General features: G+C 37.8%; 14 protein-coding genes. 2 read left to right on the forward strand and 12 right to left on the reverse strand.

Annotated features, from left to right (window positions below):
• Positions 1 to 8 precede the first annotated feature (8 nt).
• Positions 9 to 701 (reverse strand): coiled-coil domain-containing protein, encoded by a 693-nt coding sequence (locus ABC374_RS27400; RefSeq protein WP_413020522.1) that lies wholly within the window; start codon positions 699 to 701, stop codon positions 9 to 11.
• A 1,558-nt stretch (positions 702 to 2,259) separates the two neighbouring features.
• Between ABC374_RS27400 and ABC374_RS27405 the strand changes: the two genes are divergently transcribed.
• Entirely contained in the window at positions 2,260 to 2,607 is a 348-nt protein-coding gene (locus tag ABC374_RS27405) for a hypothetical protein (protein ID WP_413020523.1), read from the forward strand.
• Between the two features lie 299 nt (positions 2,608 to 2,906).
• Here the strand turns inward: ABC374_RS27405 and gnd are convergent, their stop codons facing one another.
• From gnd to ABC374_RS27425, 4 genes are all read right to left on the reverse strand, one after another.
• Complete coding sequence (gene gnd, locus ABC374_RS27410; protein ID WP_413020524.1) at positions 2,907 to 4,310, reverse strand: decarboxylating NADP(+)-dependent phosphogluconate dehydrogenase; 1,404 nt, start codon at positions 4,308 to 4,310, stop codon at positions 2,907 to 2,909.
• Between the two features lie 79 nt (positions 4,311 to 4,389).
• The gene (locus tag ABC374_RS27415; protein ID WP_413020525.1) at positions 4,390 to 5,736 is read right to left on the reverse strand and encodes a GntP family permease; all 1,347 of its coding nucleotides are present in this window, start codon (positions 5,734 to 5,736) and stop codon (positions 4,390 to 4,392) included.
• 18 nt (positions 5,737 to 5,754) lie between these two features.
• Positions 5,755 to 7,299: a gluconokinase gene (gene gntK / locus ABC374_RS27420; RefSeq protein WP_413020526.1), complete on the reverse strand. Its 1,545-nt coding sequence runs from the start codon at positions 7,297 to 7,299 to the stop codon at positions 5,755 to 5,757.
• Complete coding sequence (locus ABC374_RS27425) at positions 7,292 to 8,023, reverse strand: GntR family transcriptional regulator (RefSeq protein ID WP_048687535.1); 732 nt, start codon at positions 8,021 to 8,023, stop codon at positions 7,292 to 7,294. Before ABC374_RS27425 ends, gntK begins: the two co-directional genes overlap by 8 nt.
• 442 nt (positions 8,024 to 8,465) lie before the next feature.
• Between ABC374_RS27425 and ABC374_RS27430 the strand changes: the two genes are divergently transcribed.
• Positions 8,466 to 8,840 (forward strand): hypothetical protein, encoded by a 375-nt coding sequence (locus ABC374_RS27430; protein WP_413020527.1) that lies wholly within the window; start codon positions 8,466 to 8,468, stop codon positions 8,838 to 8,840.
• 1,986 nt (positions 8,841 to 10,826) lie between these two features.
• On the opposite strand, the gene ABC374_RS27435 is transcribed toward ABC374_RS27430, so the two are convergent.
• From ABC374_RS27435 to ABC374_RS27465, 7 genes are all read right to left on the reverse strand, one after another.
• The gene (locus tag ABC374_RS27435) at positions 10,827 to 11,534 is read right to left on the reverse strand and encodes an SH3 domain-containing protein (RefSeq protein ID WP_413020528.1); all 708 of its coding nucleotides are present in this window, start codon (positions 11,532 to 11,534) and stop codon (positions 10,827 to 10,829) included.
• Between the two features lie 373 nt (positions 11,535 to 11,907).
• On the reverse strand, positions 11,908 to 13,239 hold the full coding sequence (locus ABC374_RS27440; protein ID WP_413020530.1) for a peptide MFS transporter: 1,332 nt from the start codon (positions 13,237 to 13,239) through the stop codon (positions 11,908 to 11,910).
• A gap of 432 nt (positions 13,240 to 13,671) precedes the next feature.
• The gene (locus ABC374_RS27445) at positions 13,672 to 14,307 is read right to left on the reverse strand and encodes a response regulator (RefSeq protein WP_350300971.1); all 636 of its coding nucleotides are present in this window, start codon (positions 14,305 to 14,307) and stop codon (positions 13,672 to 13,674) included.
• Positions 14,304 to 15,650 (reverse strand): sensor histidine kinase, encoded by a 1,347-nt coding sequence (locus tag ABC374_RS27450; protein WP_413020531.1) that lies wholly within the window; start codon positions 15,648 to 15,650, stop codon positions 14,304 to 14,306. The genes ABC374_RS27445 and ABC374_RS27450 overlap by 4 nt, the downstream gene beginning before the upstream one ends.
• 351 nt (positions 15,651 to 16,001) lie before the next feature.
• The gene (locus ABC374_RS27455) at positions 16,002 to 16,157 is read right to left on the reverse strand and encodes a zinc-ribbon domain-containing protein (RefSeq protein WP_413020532.1); all 156 of its coding nucleotides are present in this window, start codon (positions 16,155 to 16,157) and stop codon (positions 16,002 to 16,004) included.
• Between the two features lie 84 nt (positions 16,158 to 16,241).
• Entirely contained in the window at positions 16,242 to 16,562 is a 321-nt protein-coding gene (locus ABC374_RS27460; protein ID WP_413020533.1) for a ribonuclease E inhibitor RraB, read from the reverse strand.
• A gap of 40 nt (positions 16,563 to 16,602) precedes the next feature.
• Complete coding sequence (locus ABC374_RS27465) at positions 16,603 to 17,460, reverse strand: leucine-rich repeat domain-containing protein (RefSeq protein WP_413020535.1); 858 nt, start codon at positions 17,458 to 17,460, stop codon at positions 16,603 to 16,605.
• Between the last annotated feature and the right edge of the window lie 10 nt (positions 17,461 to 17,470).

Here is a 17,470-nt window from a genome sequence, read left to right on the forward strand (position 1 = left end):
TTCGCCTGCTAGATTCTCACAACGGATTTTTTAATGGTTTTACCATTAATGCTTATATAACCCGGCAGCAGGATGTCCGTAATGTTCCCGGATATTTTGCTATTGAGGGCCCTTATGTACAAGTCTTCCCTGAAGACCTCATTCTTTTTCACTTCCTGTATTTTATATAAAGGGGTATCGTATGTTTTACCGTATTCTTGAAAGAAATAAAGAAAAAGGGCGAGCAAAATCTCTCTTTCCTGCTCCCGTCCTTCCATAATCTCGTTTTTAATAAAATCCCACAAAGATGAAATGTTTTCATATTGCACACCACAAACGATGAATTCCTGCACCGACCCGCCCTTGAATATTCCTTTCAACGAACTTTTAGTGGTTTCGGATAATTGTTGAACAGCTTCGTAAAGTTCTTCCGCTTCCCGATAGTCAGCTCTTCTCTTTTGCAATTCAGTAAAATAGGCTTCCATCTTCTCATTTAGATGGGTGATCTTTATTTGGTACTCCCTAATTTCCTCTTTCTTCGACTCAATCTCTTGTTGGAGTCTTGCTATTTCTTTATTTTTTTCTCTCAGCAGCTCCTTATATTCCCCCATTTGACTAAACGAGCCCGCTTCTGCTATTGCTTCTATCTTTTCAATGACCCTTTCGTCTTGGAGGGAAACCATTAATGACTCAATAAAACCATCATCCAATTCTCTATTCATCTCTTCACTCCTTTCAAAGTGTTAACCAAACCTACTCGCTCTGTATATGTATGAAAAGGTTTTTTTGCCCATAGAAAAATCTCCTCCCAGATAGACTGTTAGGAGAATACAACCATAACTTATATTCCAAGAAAGCAGTAGTGAGATTACTTATTTTCAAAAATGCGTATATACCGTATTAATGAAGTATTGATAATATGATGCTTACTATCACTTTTCACAATAAAATACTCACAGTGCTCCATCCTTTTCAAGACGTCTTGTAAAACATCCTCTTTTTTACTGCTCAATCCTTTTTTTATTTTCTCCCACTTAACATCAGCGTCAAGAGTATAACAAACGTTGAATTCCTTTAACAGGTTAATCTTCCCCTTAAATGCTTTAGTTTCTTTATCTGTTTTATTGTTAATATCTAATCCGAATTCATATTTTTCCTCAATCCGATATACTACCTTATGAGTACCACTTAATAATATTCGGTATGATCATATTGTTTAAGTGGGTTGAATAACTAGGGAAACCGCCTGCTTACTGGATAAGAAAAGGCCTCCCATCAATAAACTGTGGGAGGCCTTCACCTTTAAAGACATTTTATGAATCCTTGTTAAACCCTTATATTAACGGATTTAAGCGATGGTTACATCCTTCGCCCATTCATCTAAAAAGGACTATATATCATTATTCCGCAAGAGTTCGACTAGATAATTTTAAATCGATATGATTAAGAAGAGGACAAACGCGAACAAAAAAAGCCCTTCTCGTTTGAGATGGCCTCTAGTTATGCTGTTTCAGCGCAATCACTTAACTTTGTTGCTAGTGGGTTCTTGATTGTTCGCATACATGTTTGTATGGGAGCTTAAACAAATTATCCATAACAGCAGTAACACAATCCTCGCAATAATAATTGACGAAATCTCTACCTTCTTCAAAAAGTGGTGTCATCGTATCTATGTCAGCCCATTTAAAACAGTAAATACACATTTGCCTCATGATATATCACTCCTTTTTCATGCAGAACTAATTGGTAATAAATCAAAAGAAGAATATGTGCTACCTGTCGACATCATTCATGAAACGATACTCTTTCTTCGTAAAGAACTCCGACCATTAATAAAGGCACAGCAGGGGAATAAAACGCTATCATTTATATACCACTTCACCTGAGTATTAAACCTCCCCCAGAAACATTATTCGTTGCCGTCAATCTTTTCACCTAGATTTTTTCACTTTTGGTAGAATTTCTCCCAGGATTCAAATTTGCGTTTACTCCGTTTGCTGATTGGAAATAACATAATAAATCATGGCTGTTTTCGCATACTTTGTTGCTATTTACCAAGTAGTGCGGTGTGGTTGATTTCCCCTCCAGATGCTCGCTTTCCGCGGGGCGGGCGGTGAGCCTCCTCGGCGTAAACGCCTGTGGGGTCTCACCTGTCCCGCTGCTCCCGCAGGAGTCTCGCACTTCCGCTCCAATCAACCTTAAATAGTTTCGTTTTAAAAACAACAATCTTTATGAAAAGAGCCTAAATCATTTAACTATAACAGAGTAGGAGTGATATTTTTGAAAAGACATTCCAAAAAAATCAAACATAAAGCAAAAACTACTTTGAATAAAATAAAGACTAATATTAAGGAAATATTATTTGATACCGCAGACATTCCAGCAACATCTGTACAGCAATTGGCTGATTTTATACAACATCACCCTGATACAAAAGTCACCAAGAAACAAATGCTTGGAATTTCCTATGCCTTCTATAGTTTAGAAACAGAAGGGTATTATTATTATTTAGAAACCAACAAATCCAAAATTTTGCAAATGGATGGGTATTATGAGAATAAAAAAATGGTATCTTATCGATCATATAGGGATTATTATCAATTAAATACACCAATTAAAATTCCATAACTTCCAGCCTCTTAAATTAGAGGCCCCAGACTGTACAATTGGAACATTGATTTACTCTCAAGAAACTCGCTTTCCGCGGGCGGTCCTCCCTCGGCGCCTTTGCGCCTTTGTTGTCTCCCCTTAACATGCTTTTCCCGCAGGAGTCTCTCACACCAATTTCAATCAACTTTGTTTTAGATGGACCCCCTTTTGTTACATAAGAAAAAGAGCTGCCAAAGCAGCTCTCTTTTTGAAGCAAGGTACCTTCTCCAATTCATGAACGGTCATTGAAAAATGACTGTCCCTTTTGTTACTTTCCATCACTGCCAGTTTGTGTGAAAGATCCCTGCTAAATCACGTCGCTCATAGGTATGTGCCCCAAAATAATCACGTTGTGCTTGCAGGAGGTTAGCATTTGAGATGCCTGTACGGTAACTATCGTAATAAGTAAGTGAAGAGCCTAAACATGGAAACGAGATGCCAGAATTTATTCCCTCACAGACTACCTTTCGCAATCCCACCTGGTATTTTGCAACCTTTTCAGCGAAATATGGTGAAATCAATAAATTGGCCAGATTCGGCTGGTCTTGATAGGCTTCGCTAATGACGTTTAAAAATTCAGCCCGAATGATGCAGCCACCGCGGAAAATAAGCGCAATATCCTTTAAAGGCAAATCCCAGCCGTTAAGTTCAGAACTCATTTTATATTGAGTGAAACCTTGCGCGTATGCACAAACCTTGCCCATATATAATGCCTGCCTAATATAGTCAATCCACTCATTTTTATCTAATTGTTGCTGAACGTTATCAGGCCCTTTTAGAATGTTTTCTGCATGAACCCGTTCTTCTTTTAAAGCGGAAATGTAGCGAGCAAACAAAGACTCTGTAATAATCGATGCTGGTATTCCGTTATCAATTGCTTGCATGCTGGTCCATTTTCCTGTGCCTTTTTGTCCTGCTTTATCAAGAATCACATCGATCAAGGGTAAGCCCGTCACTTCATCTTTCTTCTTTAAAATTTCCGCTGTAATTTCGATTAAATAACTTTTCAGTTCGCCTTGATTCCATGTTTCAAAGATGTCAGCAATTTCATTAACTTCTAAATGCAATTTTTCTCTTAAAAACGTATAAGCTTCGGCGATTAATTGCATATCCGCATACTCAATCCCGTTATGCACCATTTTCACAAAATGACCTGCTCCTTTTGGACCGATATAGGTACAGCAAGGAGCATCATTTACTTTGGCTGCGATTTTTGTCAGGATTGGAGCTACTTTTTCATAGGCGTCCTTATCTCCGCCTGGCATGATTGAAGGTCCTTTTAACGCCCCGACTTCTCCACCGGAAATACCAATTCCTACATAACTGAATCCTTTAGATTTCAATTCATCATATCTGCGTTCAGTATCTTCGTAATGGGAGTTACCGCCGTCCATGATAATATCGCCTGATTCAAGATGAGGAAGTAATGAAGTGATCACCGAGTCGATCGGTTTACCCGCAGTCACCATTAGAAAAATCTTTCTTGGAGTTTCCAGTGACTTAACAAATTCTTGGATTTCGTAATACGGATAGATCGACTGACCGTCCAATTCAGCAACAAGCTGATCCGTTAAATCTCTTGTGTAGTTATAGACAGCCACTTGTTCACCTTTGCTAGCCATATTTAAAGCGATATTACTGCCCATTACCCCTAAACCAATGACACCAATTGTATTGTACATTTTATTTCTGCTCCTTCTATGTAAGAATAATAGGCAGTAAATCCCTGCCATAAGTGGGGGATTTACTGCCGGGAAAGGCCTATACAAATAAGCTTAGTAATAGAATAAATCCTAATCCAGCTACTGAAATGATCGTCTCAAGCAAAGTCCACGTTGCAAATGTTTCTTTCATGCTTAAACCAAAATACTCTTTAAACATCCAGAAACCAGCATCGTTAACGTGTGAAGCGATTAAACTTCCCGCTCCGGTAGCAAGTACAACTAGAGCAAGGTTAACGTCCGTCTGACCTAACATCGGAATAACTAAACCAGCTGTCGTTAAGGCTGCAACGGTAGCAGATCCCAATGAAATACGCAGGATTGCCGCGATGATCCAGGCAAGCAAGATCGGTGATAATGATGTTCCTTTGAATAATTCAGCTACATAGTCACCTACACCGCCGTCGATTAATACTTGTTTGAAGGCGCCGCCGCCACCAATGATCAAGAGCATCATTCCGATATGCAGAATCGCTGATGTACATGATTCCATAATATCTTTCATTGGAATCTTTCTTGCTAATCCCATTGAATAGACCGCAAATAATAAGGAAAGCAACATGGAAGTACCTGCTTCGCCAATGAAACGGATAGCTGCCAGTAAACCATTATCTTCAAATCCCATTGTTTTTTGCATCAAAGTGATAATCGTAGCAATTGACATTAATATAACCGGAAGTAGGGCGGTAAATACACTGATCCCAAATCCAGGTGTATCTTCAAGTTTAAATGATTTTTGTTCTCCTAAAGAGGCAATGCTGCCTGTTTTCGTAAATGATTCAGGTACTAATCTTTTGGCTATCTTCGTAAATACTGGTCCAGCCAAAATAACGGTTGGAACCGCAATGATGAAGCCGTAAAGTAAAACCTGGCCAATGTCTGCACCATATTCACCAGCGATGACGGTTGGCCCTGGGTGCGGCGGTAAGAAACCGTGTGTTACGGATAATGCCGCTACCATTGGAATACCAAGATACAATATTGAAACTTTTAATTCTCTTGAAATCGCAAAAACGATTGGAATCAATAATACTAAGCCCACTTCAAAAAATAATGCGACACCGATAATAAATGACGCTGCCACGACTGCCCATTGAATATTCTTTTCACCGAATTTTTTAACAAGGGTCATGGCAATGCGTTGCGCTCCGCCTGAATCTGCGATCAACTTACCCAACATCGCCCCAAGTCCAAAGATTAACGCTAAGTGGCCAAGTGTCCCGCCTAATCCAGCTTCAATGGTTTTGACAATTCCGTCAAGCGGCATCCCAAGTGCTAAAGCCACTCCAAACGATACAATGATCAAGGAAATAAAGGTGTTTAATTTGAAGCCCATTATTAAAATTAATAAAGCGACAATTCCTAAAGCGACAATAACTAATGGCATTGTAATCCCCCCATGTCTTTACTTTGCAGCATTTATTAAGTTTCTTTGATAATCCGCAATCTGTGTATATTCGTTTTCCAATACCCTTGATAGGTTAATGAAAATCGGCAGCAGCTGCCTATATTCTTTTACAGAATCAGCTTTCGGTGTATGCTTGTGGGTATTGCCTATCATTTCAGAAACTACTTCGAAGGAATCAATTTCCCCAGTGGCATATAACCCTAATATACAAGCACCAAGGCACGAACTTTCGTAGCTTTCTGGAACCACGACTTCCGATTCGAAGATATCGGACATCATTTGCCGCCAAACAGCCGACCTTGCGAAGCCTCCCGTAGCTTGAATTCGGGTCACGGGACCGTCCATGCATTCGGTTAAGGCCAAAAATACGGTGTATAAATTGTAAATGACTCCCTCTAGAGCCGCTCGAATCATATGTTCTTTCTTATGCGACAATGTTAATCCGAAAAATGAACCCCGTACGTCCGGATTCCATAATGGTGCACGCTCACCTGCAAGATATGGATGGAATAACAATCCATCAGCGCCTGGTCTTACGCGTTCGGCAATCTTGGTCAAGACTTCATAAGCGTCGATTCCGAGTCTTTTAGCCGTTTCCACCTCGGAAGAAGCAAATTCATCGCGAATCCAGCGAAGGACCATTCCGCCATTGTTTACCGGCCCGCCAATCACCCAATGCTTTTCCGTTAAGGCATAGCAAAAGATTCTTCCTTTTTCGTCTGTTTTCGGCTCGTCAATAATCGTCCGAATCGCACCGCTCGTCCCAATCGTGACAGCGATTTCACCTTTCCGGATAGCGTTTACACCTAGATTTGAAAGGACACCATCACTTGCCCCAATGACAAAAGTAGTTTCTGGGTCAATCCCGATCTGTTTGGCTAAATCCGGGTCACAGTTGTTAAAGATTTTTGTTGTTGGTACGAGTTCAGATAATTGATCACGCCTTATTCCAGCAATTCTTAAGGCTTCCTCATCCCAATCCAAATTTTTGAGATTCAACATCCCCATCGATGAAGCAAGGGAATAATCGACAACATATTGATCAAAGAACTTTTTAAAGATATATTCTTTAATCCCGATATACTTTTTAACATTGGTTGCGATCTCCGGGCGATCATTCACGATCCAGGTGATCTTGGATAATGGTGACATCGGGTGAATCGGTGTTCCGGTTCGCTTGTAAACTTCATGCCCATCTAATACATCCTTTATTTTATGGGCCCAAGCTTCACTGCGATTATCTGCCCAAGTGATGCAAGCGGTTAGCGGCTGGTCATTTTCATCCATAGCTATAACACTATGCATCGCACTGCTAAATGAAATAAATGATGGTTTTTTATCTGGATGCTGCTTCGTTATATTTGAAAAGGCTTTCAGAACAGCCTGGAAAATCTCCTCAGGGTCTTGTTCCGCCGTTGTCATATCCGGTGTGTAAAGAGGATAGCCAATATTCTCTTGCTGGATGACATCGCCTTTTTTCGTGAATAATACAGCTTTTGTACTTGTTGTACCGATGTCTACTCCTAACATATAGCTAGTCATTTTCTTGTTCGACTCCTTTTGAAAGCATCTGTTGGGCCATCCATAAGTCTTCAACTTTTCCTTGAACATCATCAAAGTTTTCATGTAACGACTTAATCATGATGTCTCGATCTTTTGTTTTGATCGCATCAATATAAAGTTGATGATTATTTATGATCCGTGTAAAGTCTTCATACTTTTCTTTAAAACGACTGCGCATGGATAGAAGAATCAAACTTTCCATTACAGGTTTTAAATTATCCCAGATCATCAGGATGTAGGAATGATCGATGGAGCGAATGATCGTTTCGTGGAATAGGACATCCTGATAGGAAAACTCATCCGCATCCAGGTATTTTATGGACACTTTCATCATTTCCAATATTTTACTAAGTTCCATTACTAATTCATTCGTGTTCATCCTCACTAGACGTTCAAATACAAACGTTTCGATGAGTATACGTACATCATAAATTTCTGCATACTTTTTTTCTGTTAAACCAATGACAACCGCACCCATTCTTTCTAATCGGATGATATTTTCAGAGGCCAGTATTTTTAACGCTTCACGAACTGGTGAGCGGCTTACACCAAAATCAGCAGCTAATTTATTTTCAGATAGGATGGCACCGCTTTCAATCATCCCCGAAATAATACGCATTCTAAGCTCGGATGTAACACGATCACCAGCTGAAGCTTTTGAAAGCCATTTTACAGGATAAAGAAATTCCTTTGATTCAGCCATATATTCACCTCTATTAGAGTTCAAGTACACTTGTATACAAGTATTATAATCTTAAAATAATTAGTAATGCAAGTTTTTTGAATTCAACTAGATTCTCGTTAATATAGTCAAAGTTTATTGGGAGTTTAGAAGGTTCTGGGGCAAAAATAATGATGAACCACAGGGTGGTAATATCTGTTAATAAAGGGATTAAGCAGCTGCTCCGAACAACTTATGAATGGATCCAACGTCATTTTGGGCAGACTTTGCCCGTTGTTGAGGTTAGTTACCCTATTAGAGATTGCACGTTACTGGTCGGCTAGTATAGGTTGCTACTCGCGGGGATCTAGCTGCCTTCCAGATATCCCTCATTTACCTATAAAAAAAGCTATCACTGATAAACCTGCTTGTTTGTCTTCGGCCTTGCCTTGTTCTCTTTGACTTGCTTCTAGGTCTTGTTGTGATGTTCGAGCGAGCACAGGTCGCTACTCGCGGCGATTTAGCTGCCTTCAGTACTATCGTAGGTTGTCCCTCATTCACCCTGTATATTTCTTTAGTCCTGAAAGGTGTGTTCTTCTCAAGCACATACGCTTTCATTATCGCCTTGTTTGGAAACGGTTTCGCTTCAATCACCTGGGTGTTTGTTTCATTGCTTGCCCCAAAACGGCTGATTGGAATTGCTGGAGGTACATTCAATTTCATTGGTGGTACAGCATCAATTATTATACCGATTGTGATTGGCTTCCTGGCCAAGGGCGGTGATTTTGCTCCTGCACTTACCCTTATTGCTTGTATAACCTTCGCAGGAGCACTTCCTACATTTTCTTGGTTGGTATAATCGAAAGGGTTCAGGATTTTGCTGATTTTGATTTACGGAATGGTAAGAAGTTATCGAGCTAATTATGAATGCGTAGAATATCTACAAACAAAAAAGCAGTGCATCCCGAAAATTGGAATCACTGCTTTTTTGTTTGTAATTCATAGGAGCAGGAAAGAAAACTTCTTACTCTAGAGGCCTGTCTCTTGGTAAGGCTAAATAATATAGAAGCTAAATGCAGTAATTATTGCTAAAGAAAGCTTTTTGCAAAAGTCCGATAAGGAGTATTATTTTGTCGATATCTACTCAGAATTTGTAGATATTTCTCGGGAAATTGTTGAAATTTGAAAATAGTGACTCCGAATAGTTGGAACAAAGGAATTTCTACTTTTGATTTAATTGCCTTAGGTTTAAATAGTTATTAACGGAAATTAACACCTGAATATCGTAAAGGAGACTAAAATACAGGTAATGAATCCTTTTTCTTATTGAAGTAATGCTTCGGAATGGTTTTTTTGTTGTTCAGTTTTAAGCTGTGACATATCGTTTGTCAGTTAGATGTTCATTTCACGTGTAGCTGTGAATTCATTGGTTAAAAAATTAAGCTCTCTTTTAATTGAATGAGAACATGGGTTAAATTGTCATATGTATCGGGTATCGCTATCTCTGTTTCATTGGTACCTTCTAATCTTACTTTTTCTTGATACAAGGGTCTTTAGCTATATCGTTTAGGGGGCTGCCCGTATCGCGTAACACTTTAAGCGTTTCGATATCGGATTGAACGAAGGTGTGTGAATTTACATATTTTAACAATCACTATCCGTTTCGCTCTAAGTTTTAAACATACTTTCGAATAATGATTTTGCATCTCCACTTCTTTGCCACTTCCTTGGAAGAGGATGCTCATTCAATCGGATGTATATCCTGTCGCATATCGGACCTTCCTTTCTATTAAAGATGAAGGTTCTGTGGATTTATTTTCACGTTATATCGCCCGCCGATACGATACAAAAAAAAGAACCGATAAGGCCCTTTCTTGAGGAACACTATTGAGGACATAGATCTTGCTGGAGCTGGGAAACCGTTGTTTTAAGCTGAGACATATCGTTTGTCAGTGGATTGTTCATTACAAGCGTAGCTGCAAGTTATTGGTTAAAACAATTAAAATCTCATTATTTGTTTGGAATTATTGGTTAAGTTGTCATTATACCGGGTATCGCTATCTCTGTTTCATCGGTTCCTTCTAATCTATCTTTTTGTAGATACACAAGGTCTTTAGCTTTACCCTCTAGGGACTTCCCCGTATCGCGTAACGCTATGTGCGCTTCGATGTCAGATTGAATAAAGATAGGCAACCACCATCTAAAAAACTCATATCCGTTTCGTTCTAAGTTTTGACCATACTTTTGAACAGTGGGTGTGCATCCGACTTCTTCTTCCACTTCCTAAGAAAAGAATACTCGTTCATTCGGATGTATATCATGTTTGCATCAACGCCGCTTTTCTATTAAACCTAAAGGGTCGAATTTTTATGCAAGTTATATCGCCCAGCGATACGAACACACAAAAAAAGAGCCGGTCAATCCCTGTCTGGAGCACCTCTAGTAAGGATGACTCTTGTTTTTGAATGCAAGTTTTCAACCTCCTCAACTCCCATTTTATCAAACATGCCTTTTTTGCTTGTTTTTGTTTTAGATACATATCGCTTAATCAAATCTCCAATGAATTTCAATTGAGCCTTTGGTAGAACGTCCGATACATCGGTATCGCCGAGCATTTACATAACAGGAGCCAAATCCTGTAAAGTTGAAATAATCTTTCTTAATTCTGTGTTTCAGTTACGCGAATCATATATGGCACTATGATTTTTTAAAAGTTTTATGGATTCGCATCTCAATGCTTTTATCCATCATTATTTATTTAAAAAATATTTATCAAATGTTTCTTCATCAATAATTTGCTTCCACAAATCAATACACAGCTAGGCAAAAAACCTTAACAGTCACCTTATTTTCTGAATATGGAGAAAAGCGCCCGCCATTTTTCGGAACGTTTTTGTATAGCCTCTTCTAAACGTTTATTAAATTCATTTTGTGAATTCCATTCTTTTTTCTGTTCGTCCCGCATATTTTGTATTTCTTTTTGTAAGAGTTCACTTTTTTGTTTTTCTTGTTCCAGCAATGTTTCGTAATGGGTATTTTGTTGTTCAGTTAATTGTTCAATTTTAGAATTAGTTCTTTGCGCTGAATTTCCAATACTAGAACTTATAACATGATGATCTTGCTGGAGCCGGGAAACCTTTGTTTTAAGCTGTGACATATCGTTTGTCAGTTGGACATTCATTTCACGTGTGGCTGCGAGTTCATTGACTAAAAACATTAAGACCTCGTTTAATTGATTGGGGTCGTGGGGTGAATTTTCATATGTATCGGGTATCGCTATCTGTGTTTCATTGGATCCTTCTAATCTTTCTTTTTGTTGATATACAAGGTCTTTAGCTGTATCATCTAGGGGCTTGTCCGTATCGCGTAGCGCTATAAGTGCTGCGATGTCAGATTTAACAAAGATACGTCGATCTCCATCTTTCAAAAACTCATATCCATTCCGCTCTAAGATTTGTCCATACTTTCGAACAGTGGGAGTTGCAATCCCCACTTCTTCTGCCACTTCCTTGGAAGAGAAAGCTCGTTCATTCAGTTGTATATCGCGTCGCATATCGGACCTCTTTTCTATAACTAGTTGTATCTGTAGTCTACCTGACCTTAAATTTTCTGTCTAGATAAGTATAGCCTATCCAGAAGTCGTTAGGGATAGCGATAAGATTTCCTTTCTTCTGTTTCCATATAGGATTAGATCATCTATTCGCTTACCTTCCTTCTCTTTCATAGCCTCTATCTATCCTTACCCATTGTGGAAGTTACATCTGGTTGGGCCTGACGTTTGGTAAAACTTCAGAGAATCGTTCTTTTCTGGTTTGGGTCGCTGTGGAGACTCCTCCAGTTTGGACCGATTCTATTATTTTTTTACAATAAAAAAAGCTCGACCCAAACGGCACATTATATGCCTTTTGGGTCAGCTCCTTTTCTCATTATTTCATAAGCTTTGCTACTGGCTTCGAAAGAAACAACAATACAATACCTAAACCAATTGTTACAAAACCAATTACACTGAAGATTTCCAGGTAACCTAAAGACTGCGTATATGCAGCTAATTGGCCGGCTACCATATTAGCTACCGCGGAACTTGCCAGCCATACTCCCATTAGAAGAGAGGCAAGCTTGATTGGAGCAATTTTACTTACCATTGATAAACCAACTGGTGAAATCATTAATTCGGCTAATGTATGAAGGAAATACGTTACAATCATGAACAGGATGTTTACTTTCAGCGCTGTATCGTTTCCTGTATACATAACGGCAGGAAGCAGTACTAAGAAACCTAAACCAACAGTGACTAAACCAAGTGCCATCTTCGTTGGAGTTTTTAAATCACCGCGTTTTGAGCTACCAAGCTTGTACCATAAAGCAGACATAATTGGCGCTAAAATCACGATAAATAATGGGTTCAATGATTGGAACCAGGCAGTTGGAACCTCAAAACCAAATACATTCCGATCAATTTGGTCATTAGCATACAATGTCAATGAACTTCCTGCCTGCTCGAAAGCGGCCCAGAAAGCAATAACGAAGACTGCCAAAATCACGATAGCCGTTGTACGTTTTTGTTCTCTTTTCGTTAACGGTGCAGCTGATTTTTTACCAGCTGTAACTTCCGGTTTGCCAGTAGGTTCTTTACCTATATCACCTAAATAGCGATTGCCTAGTAAGTTGAAAACTAACTGTCCTACAATCATGCCAACTGCTGCTGTCAAGAACCCATATTTATAGCTCATAAGCCCGACTACTAATGGTGCGAAGAAAGCCCCAACGTTAATACCCATATAGAAGATGGTGAAAGCCCCATCACGACGCGGATCGTTGTCCTCATAAAGATCACCAACAATTGTCGAGATGTTTGGCTTGAAGAAACCATTACCGATAATCAATAAACCAAGACCAATGTAAAGCGCTGTCAAACTCTGACTTGCGAATAGCGAAAAGTTACCAAGCGCCATTAAGATACCGCCAATCGTGATCGCCAATCTCCTGCCTATGAATCGGTCAGTCAGGTATCCGCCAATCATTGGCGTAATATAAACGGCACCAGTAAAGAATCCGTATATGCCCATAGCCGTAGATTTGTCGACTCCAAGCCCTCCGTTTACAACAGTTGCTGTTAAGTAAAGAACAAGAATTGCCCTCATTCCGTAATAGCTGAAGCGCTCCCATGCCTCAGTAGCGAACAGCATATACAGTCCTGGAGGATGCTTTTTCCTGGACTGGTTTGGCTGCTGAACATCATCTTTTAATAGTGCTTGCATAATAAAGTCCCCCTAAATATGGTTAAATATTGAACCATCCACCAATCGTTACATTCACAAATAATTGCATGGTTTTTATTTACAAATGATTGATCTTGTTCCACCTACGCCTTTACGATGATGGCGACGCATGCCATCCAACCCACCATCAGTAAGCGTTTACATTTTTTTATTTTGATTCTGGTGCAAAAAGAATCAAATAGCAAAAATCTAAATGAGCTTTAACTTATAAATTCATTCATTTTATTCGAAGATGTTTAATGAAGGCATTTAAATTTTAAAGAATATTTAGTGTTGTAAAATAATTTTATATTATCAGAAAATATAAAAACACAGAAAAAAAAGAAAAAAAGTCCTATTGCATTAGCGGCCTGTGCAGCAACGGAGACCCCCATTATAATAAAAAAAACTGCCTTGTTTTAAGGCAGTTTCTTAGTCAACAATCCATTGATATAAATTTTTCGGTCTTCCTATTTTTTGATAACTCACAATAGTTTCCACTTTTCCTTCATCAAGTAAATGCATAATATAGCGATAGACGGTCGGATAAGCCAAACCAACTTCTTTAGAAATTGTATCAACAGAAAAAGGTTCACGATTAGAATGCAGAAAATCACTAACGTGACAAAGTGTTCTCTTACTAATTCCCTTTGTTACAAATACATCCTTTTCTTCACTGGATTTTTGCTGCGGAGCTGATTGAGTTAATTTTGCAAGGCGAGCATGCAGTTGAATTCTTGAAATCAAATCAGGCGCTTTTACAGGCTTTAACGCAAAATCCGTTGCGCCTGCTTCAAGAAAGCGATCAGCAATTTCCTGTCGTTCATCAACTGTTAATACAAGAATCGGAACATCGGCATTAAGTTTACGAAGCTCACCCACTGTTTTTATTCCGTCCATTTCCGGCATATGATAATCAACTAAAACAACATCTGCTCCTTTTTCTGCAAACACATTTAACCCTTCTTTTCCGTTGTTAGCCGTATCTACATTCCAGCCGGCAAATTCACAAATTTCACTTAGCATATATTGAATTGATGCATCATCATCAATGACTAAAATGTTCATCTTGACACACTCCCCTCAGCTAGTTTAATCCAAATTGTTGTCCCATGCCCAAGCTTGCTGTCAATTTCTAAAGATGCACCATGTCCTTCAGCAACTTGTCGTACGAAGGCTAATCCCATCCCTGGATGCGATTTCGTACTGAACCCAGCTTTCCATATTTTCACCTGCTCTTTAGGTGAAATCCCTTTCCCATTATCTGATACGCCCAACCAAAGTTCATTTTCATAGGTTTTTACCTTAAACAAAATCTTGCCATCTTCTATTCCATTCACTGCATCGTAAGCATTGTCAATTAAATTCACTAATGCCCTTGTCATTCGGATTTTATTTATTAAAATTTTAATTTCAGGATCTGTTTGAAAGTCTACCTTCAGATTAAGATTTGTCCCGCTCGGTCTGCTTGCTTCGACGTATTCAACCAAATCTTTTATACGGCACCAATGTTTTTTATCATCATATAAAATCTCGGAAATCATGTCGCTAACGGAATGAATCGATGATGAAATCCTTTGACAATATTCTTTAATTTTAGAATCGTCCACTTTCAAACTAATTAAAGAATTTAGCCCCTCAATTGCTGTGAGAGGAGTTTTTAAATCATGGACCAGATATAGTGCTTCTCGTCCTGATCTTGACTGCATTGCTTCTAACTGCGCATAATGAAGCTCTTGCTTTATCCGCCACCTTTGTTCAGCTAATGAAAAATACACAGCTAAAATAACAGCATTAATAACAAAAATTAAACACAAAGTTAAACTGTACAATGTTAAAGATTGCTCAAATCCAATTTGAACCGCTATATCTTTTAATTCCTTTGAAATCGACCCTTGGCCAAATCCATATTGGGATAAATAAGGAATCTCATTCAGCCATTCAATCCCAAAGATTAATTGCGAACAAATAATCGTTTTAATAATTGGCTTTAGCCTATCCTTTTCAAAGGCTTGCAATAATAAGATGGCTAACAACAATAACAACGCATATGCGCTAAATGAGTATGTTAAAGAATAATAAGCATTTATCACGATATAGTCGAGAGGAATAACAATAAGAGGAATGATGATTTTTAACCATGGACGGTTTAAACGATCACCGATTTCGTCTCCCAACAGCAGTGCGCCAATATAATGAAACAAAGCTAAAACTGTATTTAAAGAAATTAACAAAAAAACGGCAAGCATTAACTTATTGCCTGTTTCTTCACCTTCTCTTAATGAAATAAGCAAATCCGTAAGACCGATTTCGTCAGGACCCAGCCACGATAGTAAGAATACCCCGAATAAAATTACTCCAATTTTCATCCATATTGTCCAAGACTTCATAAGACCAGCTATCATAATCATTTCACCTTTTATAGATTAATTGCTTATAGAATAGAATGATAACCATTCTTTCATTTCGTATTTATTAAAATTTATGTATACCCTTGCATAATCTCATTATACGCAATTCATCATAATTATGAAAATTATAAAAAAATGGGTTCTAATGCTCGAACAACTTGCAAGTAATCTCTTTAGAAGCATTATGTACTTGAAATTATTATTCTCACAGTAAGGTGGAGCCTACAACTTGAGTTTTCGTGATTTTATGGGAATAATTGCTTTAGTTACAACTTTATATAAAAGGCTTTACCTTTTAAAACACTTCTGAACCTTTGCAATATGGGCATCCTGTTCCATTAGATCTAGATGCTAATTTATCCTAATAACTTGGATGCTCTTCTTTGCATCTTTACCTACATGCTGTCTTCCTTTTGGTGGAACATCACTAGGCTTTATATCCCCGTTTAATTCATAGTCCCATTCATTGGCTGATTCCGGATATTCACTTGCTAAACCTATCTTCATTTATACAACTCCCAAAAAACAGGCATAAAAAAAAGAAGCAGTTTAGCTGCTTCTACATCAATTCTTATCAATCATTTATCTACCTTAATCACCAAATGTTGCCCAACCATCAGTATATCCCCCATATGGCTTACTTAATTCATCAAGGCGTTTTTGCACTTCTATTATTTCATCATACTTTAAAAACATTTCTTTCGAGCAAAAGCATGTCCATTCTTTTGTTTCTTCATCTTGTTCTAGTTCACAATCAAACTCTTTTCCTTTTAATTGTATCAGAAGTTCTTCTCCGAGTTTTTGATTTGGTACAGCAACAAAAAAATCCACAACATGCTTTTGATTAAAATCAACCCCACTTTTATAAAGCAACTCCAACACTTCACCGTCTTCATCTTTTGGAAAATTCACTCGTCACAACTCCTTATACCTTTTTTATACTGTAAATAAATCAATCATACATGAAATCTTTTCTACTATGGGAATAATGTTTCTTATCTGTAAAATTAACATATTCAATTCCAATGCATGGACTTAAATCACCATCTAATACGGTTGTCCCATCAAAGGAAAAGTGATTTAAATTTTTTAATCCTCCTACGAAATTAATCGATGGAACCTCACCACAATCAGAAAATATTAAATACTCAAGATTAATTAAATGTTCAATTTCATGTATGTTATTAATATTTTTACATTGATTAATCTCTAGCTTTTTTAAGGAATTTTTAAGTTCTTTAATGGTCTCTATATTGTATAGAGTTCTTGAGTTATTAACCTCCACATGTTCCAAATTATTTAATTTCTGAATTCCATTCAGTGAATCAATTTTAGGTTGAGTAAGGTTTAAGAATTTTAATTTTGTTAAATCAAATAAAACACTCAGATCCCTTTCTTTTGGGGCGTATTTCCAAATTACTAGCTCTTGCAGGTTTACCAGAAAATTAAGTCCAGTTATTTTTGGTGTCCAATAACAATATAAACTTTCAAGAAAAGGTAATTCATTTAACATCAAAATATTACTTTTCTCGGTTTCTCCAATATCAAGGATTTTCAAGTTTTTTAAATTATATAAACCTGAATAGTCCTTAAGGTAAAAGTGATTTATAGTTATTTGTTCAATCCCAGGACACTCACTGAGAAAGTTAATTTCAATTAAATCATAATAATAATCGTTGATTTCCACCTTAGTGATTTGATTTTCGTTTATAAAACTAATTTCTTTAGGTAAATTTGGGGAAGATACTAAAACAGTATCTCCACCAGGACTTTTTCTTAGTAAAATATTATTTAATTTAGTTATAGTCATTTTCCCTCCA

Source organism: Peribacillus phoenicis, from assembly GCF_047238085.1.
Lineage (GTDB): Bacteria > Bacillota > Bacilli > Bacillales > DSM-1321 > Peribacillus.

Coding starts and splice junctions, on each gene's coding strand:
- ABC374_RS27425 (WP_048687535.1), bottom strand. CDS start 8,023: ATGGCTGAATCAAAGGAATTTCTTTATCCTGTAAAATGGCTTTCAAAA.
- ABC374_RS27450 (WP_413020531.1), bottom strand. CDS start 15,650: ATGATTATGATAGCTGGTCTTATGAAGTCTTGGACAATATGGATGAAA.
- ABC374_RS27445 (WP_350300971.1), bottom strand. CDS start 14,307: ATGAACATTTTAGTCATTGATGATGATGCATCAATTCAATATATGCTA.
- ABC374_RS27415 (WP_413020525.1), bottom strand. CDS start 5,736: ATGCCATTAGTTATTGTCGCTTTAGGAATTGTCGCTTTATTAATTTTA.
- ABC374_RS27435 (WP_413020528.1), bottom strand. CDS start 11,534: ATGCGACGCGATATACAACTGAATGAACGAGCTTTCTCTTCCAAGGAA.
- ABC374_RS27430 (WP_413020527.1), top strand. CDS start 8,466: ATGTTCGAGCGAGCACAGGTCGCTACTCGCGGCGATTTAGCTGCCTTC.
- gnd (WP_413020524.1), bottom strand. CDS start 4,310: ATGTACAATACAATTGGTGTCATTGGTTTAGGGGTAATGGGCAGTAAT.
- gntK (WP_413020526.1), bottom strand. CDS start 7,299: ATGACTAGCTATATGTTAGGAGTAGACATCGGTACAACAAGTACAAAA.
- ABC374_RS27400 (WP_413020522.1), bottom strand. CDS start 701: ATGAATAGAGAATTGGATGATGGTTTTATTGAGTCATTAATGGTTTCC.
- ABC374_RS27465 (WP_413020535.1), bottom strand. CDS start 17,460: ATGACTATAACTAAATTAAATAATATTTTACTAAGAAAAAGTCCTGGT.
- ABC374_RS27455 (WP_413020532.1), bottom strand. CDS start 16,157: ATGAAGATAGGTTTAGCAAGTGAATATCCGGAATCAGCCAATGAATGG.
- ABC374_RS27440 (WP_413020530.1), bottom strand. CDS start 13,239: ATGCAAGCACTATTAAAAGATGATGTTCAGCAGCCAAACCAGTCCAGG.